Annotated in this window: 12 protein-coding genes and 1 riboswitch; of the genes, 7 read left to right on the top strand and 5 right to left on the bottom strand. The window is 42.8% G+C overall.

The features are described from left to right. Positions 1-2: 2 nt before the first annotated feature. The 3 genes from HWQ36_RS08390 to HWQ36_RS08380 form a co-directional block, all read right to left on the bottom strand. A complete protein-coding gene (locus HWQ36_RS08390) occupies positions 3-191 on the bottom strand; it encodes a CPXCG motif-containing cysteine-rich protein (protein WP_012411100.1) in 189 nt (62 codons plus the stop codon). 96 nt (positions 192-287) lie between these two features. Next, positions 288-1,943: a radical SAM protein gene (locus tag HWQ36_RS08385; RefSeq protein ID WP_292700539.1), complete on the bottom strand. Its 1,656-nt coding sequence runs from the start codon at positions 1,941-1,943 to the stop codon at positions 288-290. Between the two features lie 122 nt (positions 1,944-2,065). After that, the gene (locus HWQ36_RS08380) at positions 2,066-2,320 is read right to left on the bottom strand and encodes a SemiSWEET transporter (RefSeq protein ID WP_292700537.1); all 255 of its coding nucleotides are present in this window, start codon (positions 2,318-2,320) and stop codon (positions 2,066-2,068) included. A 109-nt stretch (positions 2,321-2,429) separates the two neighbouring features. Further along, positions 2,430-2,594, top strand: a riboswitch (cobalamin riboswitch). Between the two features lie 21 nt (positions 2,595-2,615). Between HWQ36_RS08380 and HWQ36_RS08375 the strand changes: the two genes are divergently transcribed. The 3 genes from HWQ36_RS08375 to HWQ36_RS08365 all read left to right on the top strand — a co-directional run bounded on the left by HWQ36_RS08375 (position 2,616) and on the right by HWQ36_RS08365 (position 4,889). Beyond that, the gene (locus HWQ36_RS08375; protein ID WP_292700536.1) at positions 2,616-3,035 is read left to right on the top strand and encodes a DUF1636 family protein; all 420 of its coding nucleotides are present in this window, start codon (positions 2,616-2,618) and stop codon (positions 3,033-3,035) included. Continuing rightward, positions 3,035-3,778, top strand: a complete 744-nt coding sequence (locus tag HWQ36_RS08370; protein ID WP_292700535.1) for a cobalt-precorrin-6A reductase — start codon at positions 3,035-3,037, stop codon at positions 3,776-3,778. Before HWQ36_RS08375 ends, HWQ36_RS08370 begins: the two co-directional genes overlap by 1 nt. Before the next feature lie 649 nt (positions 3,779-4,427). Next, on the top strand, positions 4,428-4,889 hold the full coding sequence (locus tag HWQ36_RS08365) for a hypothetical protein (RefSeq protein ID WP_292700532.1): 462 nt from the start codon (positions 4,428-4,430) through the stop codon (positions 4,887-4,889). A 308-nt stretch (positions 4,890-5,197) separates the two neighbouring features. Here HWQ36_RS08365 and HWQ36_RS08360 read toward each other — a convergent pair whose 3' ends face one another. Both HWQ36_RS08360 and HWQ36_RS08355 read right to left on the bottom strand, forming a co-directional pair. Continuing rightward, positions 5,198-5,476 carry a hypothetical protein gene (locus tag HWQ36_RS08360; RefSeq protein ID WP_292700529.1) on the bottom strand — a complete coding sequence of 93 codons (279 nt, stop codon included), beginning with the start codon at positions 5,474-5,476 and terminating at the stop codon, positions 5,198-5,200. Positions 5,477-5,803: 327 nt separating this feature from the next. Continuing rightward, positions 5,804-6,946, bottom strand: coding sequence for a BMP family ABC transporter substrate-binding protein (locus tag HWQ36_RS08355; RefSeq protein WP_292700527.1), 1,143 nt, complete (start codon positions 6,944-6,946; stop codon positions 5,804-5,806). A 229-nt stretch (positions 6,947-7,175) separates the two neighbouring features. On the opposite strand from HWQ36_RS08355, the gene HWQ36_RS08350 reads away from it, so the two are divergent. The 4 genes from HWQ36_RS08350 to cobJ all read left to right on the top strand — a co-directional run bounded on the left by HWQ36_RS08350 (position 7,176) and on the right by cobJ (position 11,813). After that, the gene (locus tag HWQ36_RS08350; RefSeq protein WP_292700524.1) at positions 7,176-8,699 is read left to right on the top strand and encodes an acyl--CoA ligase; all 1,524 of its coding nucleotides are present in this window, start codon (positions 7,176-7,178) and stop codon (positions 8,697-8,699) included. 40 nt (positions 8,700-8,739) lie between these two features. Next, positions 8,740-9,129, top strand: coding sequence for a hypothetical protein (locus tag HWQ36_RS08345; RefSeq protein ID WP_292700521.1), 390 nt, complete (start codon positions 8,740-8,742; stop codon positions 9,127-9,129). Between the two features lie 175 nt (positions 9,130-9,304). After that, a complete protein-coding gene (locus tag HWQ36_RS08340; protein WP_292700518.1) occupies positions 9,305-9,886 on the top strand; it encodes an NAD(P)H-dependent oxidoreductase in 582 nt (193 codons plus the stop codon). A 97-nt stretch (positions 9,887-9,983) separates the two neighbouring features. After that, positions 9,984-11,813: a precorrin-3B C(17)-methyltransferase gene (gene cobJ / locus HWQ36_RS08335; protein ID WP_292700515.1), complete on the top strand. Its 1,830-nt coding sequence runs from the start codon at positions 9,984-9,986 to the stop codon at positions 11,811-11,813. Positions 11,814-12,689: the final 876 nt, after the last annotated feature.

Genomic DNA, 12,689 nt, shown 5'->3' with positions numbered 1-12,689 from the left:
ATTCAACTTTCTGATTCTGTATCAATCTCGATATCTAGGGTATCTTCATCAACCCGCACATACAAAATATTTGGGTTACAGCAAACTTGGCAATCTTCTACATAAGATTGCTGTCCTCCAGCACTCAAATCAATAAAAGTTAAGTTTGGTTCGCCGCAATAGGCGCAGTAATACTCAGCTGTGTTTTGCATCAAGTTTTCAGGATTGGGAATTGGGCATTGGGCATTGGGAATTGGGAATTGGGCATTAAATTTTAATCTTAGTCCTTAATCCCCAGTCCCTAGTCCCTAGTCCCTACTGCCCACTAACGGCTGTAGTTCTTTTGGAGATGGGTTGATATAACTCTGAGCATCAGCCAAATGCTTTAGTAGTGTAGACTGTGGTAGAGGCCCTTGCAAGTGGTTCCAAGGTAATACTTGTTCTATAGACCAATCAGCGTGGACGTAGAAATCTAAGTCAGGGATTTGCCCTTTGAGTTGCTTGAAAGCACGTTTGTAGCTACCCAAGGAGTCGCCAAAGTCACGAGTCATCAGAAGAAGTTGAGAGAGTCTGCGATCGCCTCTCGATAACAAAGCTTGTATAATCGACCAATTATAGCTTTCTGGGCGAAACTCTATCCCCTGCGGTTTTAGCTGTTTTTGCAAAAACTGTAACCGCTTTTCTGCTTGCCGATTCACGCCAAACCATTGAAACGGTGTGTGTGCTTTGGGTACAAAGGTGCTGCATCCAAATGTTAGGCGTAATCCTGGTGCAGCTTTTTTGATACTACGCATCATCGTCACCGTTTGCTCTAAATCCTCTGCTTCTTCACCAGGAATTCCTGCCATTCCGTAGAGTTTCAAGCTTTTTAATCCGCCAGCTTTGGCATTTATCGCAGCTTGGATAATTTCGTCGTTATGCAGCTTTTTGTTGACGATTTGCCGGATTTTCTCAGAACCACTTTCTACTGCAATGGTAAGCGATCGCGTGTCTCGTTTTGTCAAAGTTTCTGCTAACTGGACTGTTACAGTATTGGTTCGCACTGAGGCAATACTGAGACGAACATCATCGTACTTTGGCTGACTTATATAATCTAGCAAAGCTTCAAACTCTGGATGCTGAGTTACAGAAGCCCCCAATAATCCTAGCCGATTTGTGACTTCTAAGCCTTTTGCGATCGCTGGAATTAAGGAATCTTCCAGACTCGCTGTTCTAAAAGGCAGTGTGAGATAACTTGCCAAACAAAAGCGGCACATTTCTGGACAACTTCTCACCACTTCCACCATGTAAATATTTTCCCATGCGGCTTTTTCGGTGACTACAGTCGAAGCTGATAGAGTATTTCCGCGATAAGTTTGCTTTTGCACTACTGCGGGAATTTCGGAAGAAATTGGTTTAATTGACTTTATTGCACCATCTTTTGTGTGGTATTCGACTTCATACAAACTGGGAATATAAATTCCTGGGATTTGTGCAAGTCTTTTTAGTTGAGTTTGTCTAGAAGCATTTCTTACTTCTTTGTACGCCTCAATAAAATTTCCCAGTAGGTTTTCGCCATCTCCTAGTAAAATTACATCAAAAAAATCTGCAAAAGGTTCTGGGTTAGCTGTGAGAACGGGACCACCACCAAAAATTATGGGATGAGAATCATCACGAGAAGTTGCTTGAATAGGAATTTCTAAAGATTCCAGCAAATTTAAAATATTCACATAATCCAGTTCCCAGGAAATCGAAAATCCCACAATTTCTGGCGTTCTGGGGAGTTGTTCGTGAGTATCTGTAAACAGGCGACTCACCTGCACATCATCACGCATTGCCAAGGTTGCCCAAACTACCTGATAGCCAAGGCTAGTGATGCCTACGCTATATTCATTGGGAAAGGCGAAGATTATGGGGATAGCGTTGGTGTCTGGGGTGGTGGGGGTGAACAGCAGGCGTTCAGAGTCAAATACAGATGATGTCATGATAATTCGTAATTAATACAGTTAGACTCAGGTTATATACAGGCAGCATTAATTGTTTTTGTTCCTGCTATTCACAGAATATATCCTTTTTATCCTGTCAGAGGTTTTAGTTATGAGCAGGGTTATCTATATTTAATTTTAAGCCATAGAATTATCAAGTTAAAAAGCAATGTCACGCTATTAGCAAGAATAATTGGTAAGGATTGTAGATATATTCCATAAATTAACCACAAAAAAATTCCAGTTATGAATGTAATCAGCGTTAAAAAAGAAACATCTTTTGCTGATTTTGTTTGCCATGTTTGAAACATCTGTGGCAAAAAAGAGATTGTGGTTATTGTGGCAGCCGCTAATCCTAGAATTGTCAAAAAATCCATTGCGATACAAACCTATAAAATAAAGTTTTTAGTGGTTGAAAAATTTAGAAGCTGATTTTTATAATTTTGTTGCATGGGTAATATCCTTTTCTTAGATGACCCTAGTGTATGATCGATAAGGTTATTCGGTTCTGGTAGGGAGCAGCTACCAGAGGTAACGGGGAAAGTTCGGTGCAAATCCGGCGCTGTCCCGCAACTGTAAACCAATTTGAGATGTAATCTAAAATCCCAAATTGAGTAAGTCAGGATGCCCGCCGAAATAGTTTTACTAGTTCCACATATCTGCGAGGTACAGATGACTACTAATGTAAATATTTCCCCAATGAATCCCTTGGGTGTTGCTGACCATACTTTATTTGTTTGCAAAACTTGTGCTAGCGTTTGGCAAGACGGAAAACGCTTAGGTGAAAGTGGGGGTGAAAAACTTCTACACCAACTTCAGCAGCTTGCACAAGATTGGGAGTTGCGAGATAAATTCCAAATTCAAGAAGTTGAATGCATGAGTGCTTGTAATCGTTCCTGTGTGGTTGCCTTTGCTGCCAAAGGTAAATTAACATATTTATTTGGTGATTTAGCCGTTGATGATAGTGCATCTGCGGTACTAAAATGTGCTAGTCAATACTATGCCAAAGCAGATGGTTTGCTGCCTTGGTCAGAGCGTCCAGAAGCCCTGAAGAAGGGCATTTTAGCAAAGATTCCACCTTTATCTCACTAATGCGCGTTTTGATTCTGGGTGGTACGGGAAATGCCGCAGAACTAGCTGCCAGAGTTGCGACTATCCAAGGGTTAGATGCAATCACGTCTCTAGCCGGTCGCACCCGTGAACCCTCAGTTCCGTTGGGCGATTTACGGGTTGGAGGCTTTGGTGGTGTGGGTGGATTGGCTAACTATTTGCGAGTAATGCAAATCGACTTATTAATTGATGCAACCCATCCTTTTGCTAGTCAAATTTCTTTCAATGCAGCAGATGCCGCAAAGGAAGTCGGAGTACCCCGTCTGATGTTAATACGCCCGCCCTGGGAAAAAGGAAGTGGCGATCGCTGGATTGAAGTTGAGAGCGTTGAAGCCGCCGCCACATCTGTAGCAAATCAAGCACATCGGGTATTTTTGACGGTTGGCAGACAAGAACTCGCCACCTTTGCTCATCTAGAGGAAATTTGGTTTTTGATGCGGATGATTGACCCTCCTACTAATGATGCCTTAGTACCACCGGGGATGGTATTGTGCGATCGCGGGCCCTTTACCCTTAATAATGAAAGGCAAATCCTGATTGATAACAAGATTGATACCATAGTAAGTAAAAATAGCGGCGGCAATGCCACAAAGCCCAAGATTATTGCAGCGCGAGAACTGGGCGTGAAGGTTGTGATGGTAAATCGTCCAGCCATACCGCCAGGAGAGCAAGTTAATGATGTTGATGGGGCTTTGGCATGGCTATTTGACAAATTACATGATTAGTGATAATACCAATTTTCTATATAATACTAGGGAATTTTGTAGAAGAAACGCGATCGCATCAATAAAAACCCACCCCAACGAGAGAAGTTATTTAAAATTTGGCATATTACAAAGGGAGCGATCGCCCTCTTCCACTGCGGTGTTAGGCTCCAGTATCGCCATAAATCATAGCGATAGATGCCAAAGTAGCTTGGGTTGGGGGGATATGAAGAACTCCACCCACTCTTAGGATGAAGTTTCCCGTCGCTTTCAATAAAAGCGTCTGGGATAACACTACAAGACTTGTGTGTAAATCATCACTTACCAGGAGAGAGCAATAAAAGTGAGGTTTTGCAAATTCAGTGAAAAAGAAATTTATTTTACCGAAAAATTGGGTCTACGGCGGGTCACGTCGGAACTAACGCCTCTGGAGACATCGACGCATTGCCTGGGTGGGGAAACTCCTCCAAGTAAGTCGGGTCGTGGAAAGAGGAAACCCAAGGAGTGATTCTTGGAATCCCCGACCGTTTACGGCGGGGAGGATGTCAATCTCTGCATAAATTAATCAAAATGAGGTGAAAAATAATCAAGCTACTCGTGGAAGATAAGCACTCCACAAAACAAAAATTTATAAACCCCATCATGATTATGGGGTACGAGGTAATTAAGTATGATTCATCACATATCTATTTCTGTTAAAAACCCTCAGCACGTTGCCGAAGTTCTAGCTGAAGTCTTGAATGGCCAGGCTTTTCCCTTTTTCCCTCACCCAGGCAGCTATATGGTTTTTCCCCTTGACGAACATGGAACAGGGATTGAAGTTTACCCGTTAAAAACTCAGCTAATGCCTGGTGAAGGAGATAACCAATGTACATTTGCAGAAAATCCCACTCCTTCTGGGTTCACAGCTACTCATGCAGCAATTTCAGTTTCTTCTAGTCAAGAAAAAATTGAGTTAATTGGTAAACGTGAAGGTTGGAGAGTGTTACGTTGTAATCGCGACTCTTTTTTTGATGTTATGGAGTTCTGGTTAGAAAACACAGTCATGATAGAACTACTTACACCGGAAATGTCGGCTCAATATTTAGCAGTAACGCAGCCAGAAAATTTGAAGAAAGTTTTTAATTCATAACTCTGCTACTGCTAATTTAACAAAACTATTAGCAATTTAAAATTGTTCGCACAGCCTTTCCTAAAGAAGTGAAGAGAGTAGGGGCAATTCATGAATTGTCCCTACGTAAATAAAGCACAGCTTCACATAGAATTGGTATCAGCAGTAATGAGTATTGAAAAAGAGGGGGTTTCCAATTTGACTCTCACCCCCTTTTTATGTGTCAAATTTTTGGATGAAAATTTAGCCAGCGCAACTTTTAAACTGCTGGCACCTTATTAACCTGTTGTTATGTAGGAAATAAAAAAACAATGTCTTACACTAATATCTCAGTAATTTTTTTGATTTTTACTTGAGTGAATAGCTTTGTTCAAATCCTGGAGCAAGTCTTCTTCCGCATCCCGCTCTTGCTTGAGTTCTCTAATTATTTCCTGACTAGAACCAATTAGCAAACCAGCAACTGCACCCACAAGGACGTATTTTTGCTCCAAATCTTGATACATTTGACTTGTGTAGGGGCAAGGAAGTAAATTAGCAGCAATAAAACCAATTCCTGCACCCAAAAATACCGTCACAAAGCCAGAGAAAGCGATCAGTTTAGCATTCATTTGCTTTGCTCCAATGCTTATAACTTTGCTAAATTATTGAACAGAATTCAGGAGTCAGAATTCTTCTTCAATAGGAGATACTCTACATTGTCTCCGCAGTTGCCAAAGTTGCTACTTAATCTTTACCTCTTGTAATAGTAGACAGAGTGGGAGGATGAGTGAGATGAAAAGAATAACTCCCAACTCCTAACTTTTAACTATTAACTCTTTATGGCAGTTTGCGATCGCGTGGATCTATAGATAATTTGTAGGGTAGGATCTGAACTTCTCCTATGATTGCCGTTTCTTTACAAAACGCGATCGCTAACGGTGATTTTGAATTGCTTACTATAGTTTCTTCTTGGGAATTGACCCTTCAACTCCCTCAACATACCAATCCATCGCCAATTGTTCTCGATCTTCCAACACCTTACCATTTGGCACTCGCACCACCCCTTTTTGGTCTTTCACCGGGCCATCAAAAGGATGTGCAGTACCCTGAATAAACTCATCGCGCTTCGCATTCACCAGTTGTTGTACATCTACCGGAATCGCCTGATTCATCGGAGAAATATCCACCATTCCTTCACCAATGCCATCCCAAACGTTTTGAGATTTCCAGGTATTACTCATTACAGCCAAGGCTTTATCTGTATAGAATTTGCCCCATTTGTTAATAACTGATGTCAGGTGGGCTTTTTGAGCAAACTTACTCATATCACTGTTGTAGCCAAAAGCATAAATGCCTTTTTCCTCAGCTAATTGGACAACAGCGCCAGAGTCGGTATGCTGCGTCAGTACATCTGCACCTGAATTGACCAAAGCAATAGCTGCTTCTCTTTCTTTAGCTGGATCGTACCAACTTTGTACCCAAAGTACCTTAAGTTTTGCTTGGGGATTTGTTAGCCGCATTCCTTGTGTGAAGGCACTGATTCCCCGAATTACCTCTGGAATTGGGTATGCGCCAATAAAACCAACTATATTTGATTTTGTCATTTTGCCAGCAATCATGCCGGTTAAGTAACGCGGTTCTTCAAAGCGTCCTAGATAAGTGCCGACATTGGCAGCACGTTTGTATCCTGCACAGTGTTCAAAGATAACATCACCAAAGTCTTTGGCGACTTTAATTGTTGGGTTCATGTACCCAAAGGAAGTGGTAAAAATCAACTTGTTACCATCTAATGCTAGTTGGCGAATCATCCTTTCAGCGTCAGCACCTTCATTGACATTTTCGACAAAGGTCGTTTTTACCTTATCGTTAAGATTGGCTTCCATATCTCTGCGACCTAAATCATGGGCATAAGTCCAACCAAAATTACCCACAGGCCCCACATAAACAAATCCTACCTTGAGAGGTTCATTTACCGCCACAGGCGACGCTGAGGGAGACACCTCACCCTGCAATTTGGAATTTTTGCCTTGAACACAACTCGTTAAAGCAAAACTAGAGCCTGCTAAAGTGACATACTTTAGAAAATTCCGACGATCCATATTTTATCAATGGGGTTTAGTTGCTGAAAAATATTTTTCTGATTTCTAGTAACGACAGATACACTATTTACTTAATTTTAGCTCTTGTTTTTTGCCGTCAACTTACTAACAAAAGAAAGCAAATAATGGTTGATATTATACAAAAGCACAATACTTTTTAATAAAAAGAAGGGAATGAGGGAGAAGCATTAATAAACAATGCCCAATTTTACTAATCTGGAGGTTTTTAATGAACTTATTTGAGCTTTTAGCAGGGGAAGACAATCATTTAGCCCTCGTTACACCTGGGGGGCGATCGCTAACCTATAAGCAATTGCGCGAGAATATTATTGGCTTAGTATACCAACTCAACAGCTTTGGATTGACACGGGGCGATGGCTCCGCCAACGCCAAGGGCGAACGCATTGCCATTGCCATGACTAACGGTTCACCAATGGCTATTACCTTTTTGGCTGCCGCCTTGTGTGGTACTGCTGCACCCCTAAATCCTAAATACAAACAAGACGAATTTGCCTTCTACTACGAAGATACTCAAGCAAATGCACTGATTACCTTGTCTGAAGAACCAGAAGCAGCTATTGCCGCCGTCACACCCAATATGATGCTGATTAATGCCAAGGTAAATACTGACGGCACATTGAGCTTTGAATTAGTCAAAACAGGCTCAAAACCAATAGAATCCTCGAATCCCGCAGCCCCTAACGCCGACGATTTGGCAATGATTCTCCACACTAGCGGTACTACCAGCCGTCCGAAGCGTGTGCCGATTCGTCATCGCAACTTAATCGCCTCAGCCAACAACATCATTGGTGCTTATTCACTCACCGCAGCTGACACTACACTTTGCTTAATGCCCCTGTTCCACGTTCACGGATTGGTAGGCTGTTTGCTGTCAACCCTAGCATCGGGCGGCACACTAATTTGTCCTAATGGTTTTAATGCCCTGGAGTTTTGGAAACTCGTAGATACCTACAAACCTACCTGGTACTCCGCAGCGCCAACTATGCACCAGACAATTTTAGCCCGCGCTAGCCGCAACACAGAAATTGTCAAAGCTAATCGCTTTCGTTTCATTCGCTCTAGTAGCGCCTCCTTGCCCCCAATTATTATTGAACAGATGGAGGCAACTCTTAATGCTCCCGTGGTGGAATCTTACAGCATGACTGAAGCATCCCACTTAATGACTACCAACCCCCTACCACCAAAAGTCAGAAAAGCAGGTAGTGTAGGTTATGGCTTTGGTGTGGATGTTGGCATTATGGACTCCGAAGGCAACCTATTATCTCAAGGAAGCTTGGGTGAGGTGGTGGTAAAAGCACCAAATGTCATCGATGGCTACGAAAACAACCCAGAAGCCAACGCCACAGCTTTTGTCAACGGTTGGTTCCGCACTGGAGATCAAGGTACTGTGGATGCAGATGGTTATCTCCGCTTAACTGGACGCATTAAAGAATTAATTAACCGGGGTGGGGAAAAAATTTCTCCCTTAGAAGTGGATGATGTTTTGTTGCGCCATCCCGCCGTCGCCGAAGCTTTAGCTTTTGCTGTCCCCCACAAATCTTTAGGTGAAGATATCCACGCTGCTGTTGTTCTCAAGGGAGAAGCTAGCGAAAAAGAACTTTTAGCTCACTGTTCAACTATGTTGGCAGACTTCAAAGTTCCGAAGCAAGTTCACATTTTAGAGCAACTACCTCGTGGTGCTACCGGTAAACTGCAACGATTGGCTATGGCGAAATTGCTTAACATCTGCTAAATCAGCGATACACTAAGGAAAATTCCTTGAGGAAGCGTCAATGGCACGGTCAAACGGGGTTCAAACTGAAATGTCTGCACAGGAATTGCCTACAATCTCAGATGAAGATACAGTGACAGTTGAAGATTTGCCGGAACAAGTAGAGGATGTGCAAGATATTGACGACATCTTGAACTCACTCAAAACCTTGCTGAGTAGCCTAGAAAAGCTCCAAAAAGTCCGGCAGGAAGTGGGCGATATCAAACCGTTAATAGGGCGGATGCTGGATGGAGAACTGGTTGCTGGTGAAGAACTTGAGCAACTCAAGGCAGGTGTGAGCAGTCTTTCTCGCCTTGTTCGGGCTTATAATGACCATCAAATAGCGTTGGCTAAAGCCCAACCTGCGAGAAGTTTGCTAGATCAAGTCCTCAAAGAGCGGAAAGCTAATTGAAACAAGCAGCAATGTCTATGACGGGCTACGCCTACGCACTTTTTAATTTCAGGAAATGCGTAGGCGTAGCCCTAATTACCCAAATACCTAAATGCACATCGGCTTGTCGCTATCTGACGCTGTAAGTAGATGGTAAATTCAACTTGTGGCTAGATGTTGTTCAAAATCATTTATCATGAGCTTCAAAACAGTAATCTTTTATGGTTCCTACAGGAGCGATCGCCAGGGCATCAAAGCTGTTAGATTCATGATTAATCAGCTTAAGCAAAGGAACCATAAGGTGATTTTTGTGGATGCAAAGGAGTATGACTTTGGCATTTTAGACCGAATGTATAAGGAGTATGATACAGGTCAGGCTCCTGCAAAGATGGAAGAACTGGCAGACCATATCCGAACAGCAGACGGTTTTGTAGTTGTTGCGGGAGAGTATAACCATTCCATTCAGCCAGGGTTAAGCAACCTGATGGATCACTATCTAGAAGAATACTTTTTCCGTCCGGCTGGTATTGTTTCTTACTCAGTTGGTGGCTTTGGAGGAGTGCGGGCAGCCGTACAGTTACGTTCTTTTCTGTCAGAGATGGGAATGCCTACGATTTCAAGTATTTTTTCCATCTCCAAAATTGGGGACTCTCTGGATGAAGCAGGTGCTTCACAGGTGATCGCTTTGACAAAGAAAGTCGGTCAATTTTTGGATGAATTAGAGTGGTACGAAGAAGCATTGCAACGACAAAGATTTGAAAAAGGAAACCCATTCTAATCAAGTCAGCATAAGTATTGAGCGACAGCGATCATTTTTTCATGACTAAATGTGTGGTTTCATTTGAAGGATATCGAATTTTGCAAGATATCTACTTATGATGATGAACGTTGCACCCGCCATTGTAATACTAGGTCAAAATAGCGTGACAGTAGCACGCAAAATAATCAGCGTTATACCAGGGGCGACGCTATACGGTCTAGTGGGTCGCACATCGGGAGTTGATGTCAGCTTTACTAATTTTGGCGAGACGTTACGCGAGTTATTTGCCCAGGGAACGCCACTAATTGGCATTTGTGCCGCCGGCATTTTAATTAGGACGTTAGCTCCCCTAATTTCGGATAAACAACAAGAACCACCTGTGTTAGCTGTAGCCGAAGATGGTAGTGCTGTTGTCCCCCTCTTGGGCGGACTTGGTGGGGTAAACGATTTGGCCCGCCGTATTGCCGAAGCGCTTGATGTCAAACCTGCAATTACGACTACAGGTGATTTACGTTTGGGTACAACGCTCTTGTCTCCTCCCCACGGATACCGTTTAGCAAACCCAGACGATGCTAAGAAATTTATTTCAGATGTGCTAGCTGGGGCAGAAGTCAGACTAGAAGGCATAGCGCCTTGGTTGAGCGATAGTAAATTACCCATAGATGCAAAGGGAGATTTAACCATTCAAGTTACGGAACGTTTGGTAACTCCTACTGCTAACTGTCTTGTGTATCACCCAAAAACTGTAGCGATCGCAATTAATGACACCATTCAACAAGAGGCAGGGGAGCAGGGAGTAGGGAGAAAAGGGGAAAATTCCATCCCCCCTCCCCCCGCCCCCTGCCCCCTGCCCCCGTCCCCCTGCCTCTTCATTGATGATGCAGTCGCTTTAGTACAGCAGCTACTAGTTGATGCCAAACTAGAAAAAACATCAGTCGCCGGGATATTTGCACCTGTCAGTGTTGCAGCCGAGCCCGCAATTCATGCTGTAGCTAGCGCCTTGGGAGTGCCTGCCCGCTTTTTTACCCCAAATCAGCTAGAAAGTCTGTTATCACAAGGTTATAGCCCCGCCCAAGCTGCTGCGATCGCAGCCACAGGCACATCCCCCTTATCTTCGTCATCTCCCAACATAGCGATCGCTATTGCCCCCCAACCAATTGACCCCAACACCATTGGTCAGCCACGCGGACGATTAGCGATTATTGGTACGGGGCCTGGTGGGGAGCAATGGATGTCTCCCGAAGTGAAGGAGATACTCAAGTCGGCAACTGACCTCGTGGGTTATAAAACTTATTTAGATTTAATCGGTTCTCTGGCTAACGGCAAGCAACGGCATGAGTCTGACAACCGCGAAGAAGAGGCACGGGCAAAAATGGCCCTTGATTTGGCAGCATCTGGGCGATATGTAGCTGTGGTTTCATCTGGTGATCCTGGTATCTATGCAATGGCAACAGCAGTTTTTGAAGTATGCGATCGCTATGCTAAACCCGAATGGGACAGTATTGACATTCATGTAGCACCAGGTATCTCAGCTATGCAGGCAGCAGCAGCAGCCATTGGTGCGCCCCTTGGACATGACTTCTGTGCTATTTCCCTGTCTGATATCTTGAAGCCTTGGTCTGCGATCGCACAACGAATTACTGCTGCTGCCGAGGCTGATTTCGTCATTGCTTTCTACAATCCTGTTTCTAAAGAGCGGACTTGGCAACTGGCAGAAGCGAGAAATATTTTGCTGCGCCATAGAACACCAGATACCCCAGTTGTATTGGCGCGGAATCTCGGCAGACCAGGACAGACTGTGAAAGCGATCGCACTTGACCAGTTAGCACCAGCCAGCGCTGATATGCGGACAATTATTCTCGTTGGTTCCACAAAAACCCGAACCATCAAGCGTAGCGATGGTAATCTCTGGGTTTATACGCCGCGCCGCTATACCGAAGAGTAGGTATGATAAACGCTGTAAAAACAAGGCAAACTTCTCTTTTGTTGGGGAGGCATTTTTTAAATCCGCTTTTTTGTGCGATCGCATAATAAAACCCCAGGATTGGGAATTCATTCCTGGGGCTGTAATACCTGACCACCTTTACCTTTTTAATCTAAAAACCTTGTAAATATTGAACTTTAAAAAGACATATATCTCTGTATTTTGTCCAAATATAATTATATAAACTAGTTAGTTTATGCTATTGCAAAACTCTGTTTTATGAAATAACAATAAAATGTCTTCCAATTAATATATAATTATTTTGATTGTTTTAGAAAAGATATAATTCCAGTAAATATGTCCATTAATTTAGCTGAGATATCTTGATTTTTTTTGCTCAATCATCAACAATAAAAGCATCATGATTCATACATGATTGTAGCCGAAAAAGTGACAGAAGCCCTTATTTAAGTCCGCGAAAGCGGACTTTTTCATATCTGTACATACGTGATTGCAATCTTTATAACCCAATACGGTTCAGTTAAGAAAAATAGTAGGTTGGGTTGAGCAATAGCGAAACCCAACAAATGGTTAATAATGTTGGGTTTCGTTCCTCAACCCAACCTACACAACTTTTAGTTTTTACCCTTAACTGAACCGTATTGCTTTATAACCTATATTTTGCAGATACCAAATTGCTAGTTACTTATTTAACAGTTATCAATAAACAGTTAAAAGTTTTAATAATTTCGTTTAAGTTGCCCACTATATCGGCGTTAACTGACAACTAAAAACTAATCACTCTTTGCCCATTAATGGTATGTGTTAAGCTGTTACGCAGATAGATTGTATAATATTAGATTAAGTAATTAATTTAGTATCAGCCATCTATGCCAG

Origin of the sequence: Nostoc sp. NMS2 (assembly GCF_017115105.1) — a bacterium.
In the GTDB taxonomy this organism is placed as follows: Bacteria; Cyanobacteriota; Cyanobacteriia; order Cyanobacteriales; family Nostocaceae; genus Nostoc.
The sequence above is the reverse complement of the archived record's forward strand: the minus strand, read 5'-3'. Positions and strand labels throughout refer to the sequence as shown.

Excerpts from the sequence above, each read along its gene's own strand:
- HWQ36_RS08390 (WP_012411100.1), bottom strand. The coding sequence starts at position 191 with ATGCAAAACACAGCTGAGTATTACTGCGCCTATTGCGGCGAACCAAAC.
- HWQ36_RS08385 (WP_292700539.1), bottom strand. The coding sequence starts at position 1,943 with ATGACATCATCTGTATTTGACTCTGAACGCCTGCTGTTCACCCCCACC.
- HWQ36_RS08380 (WP_292700537.1), bottom strand. The coding sequence starts at position 2,320 with ATGGATTTTTTGACAATTCTAGGATTAGCGGCTGCCACAATAACCACA.
- HWQ36_RS08375 (WP_292700536.1), top strand. The coding sequence starts at position 2,616 with ATGACTACTAATGTAAATATTTCCCCAATGAATCCCTTGGGTGTTGCT.
- HWQ36_RS08370 (WP_292700535.1), top strand. The coding sequence starts at position 3,035 with ATGCGCGTTTTGATTCTGGGTGGTACGGGAAATGCCGCAGAACTAGCT.
- HWQ36_RS08365 (WP_292700532.1), top strand. The coding sequence starts at position 4,428 with ATGATTCATCACATATCTATTTCTGTTAAAAACCCTCAGCACGTTGCC.
- HWQ36_RS08360 (WP_292700529.1), bottom strand. The coding sequence starts at position 5,476 with ATGAATGCTAAACTGATCGCTTTCTCTGGCTTTGTGACGGTATTTTTG.
- HWQ36_RS08355 (WP_292700527.1), bottom strand. The coding sequence starts at position 6,946 with ATGGATCGTCGGAATTTTCTAAAGTATGTCACTTTAGCAGGCTCTAGT.
- HWQ36_RS08350 (WP_292700524.1), top strand. The coding sequence starts at position 7,176 with ATGAACTTATTTGAGCTTTTAGCAGGGGAAGACAATCATTTAGCCCTC.
- HWQ36_RS08345 (WP_292700521.1), top strand. The coding sequence starts at position 8,740 with ATGGCACGGTCAAACGGGGTTCAAACTGAAATGTCTGCACAGGAATTG.
- HWQ36_RS08340 (WP_292700518.1), top strand. The coding sequence starts at position 9,305 with ATGAGCTTCAAAACAGTAATCTTTTATGGTTCCTACAGGAGCGATCGC.
- cobJ (WP_292700515.1), top strand. The coding sequence starts at position 9,984 with ATGATGATGAACGTTGCACCCGCCATTGTAATACTAGGTCAAAATAGC.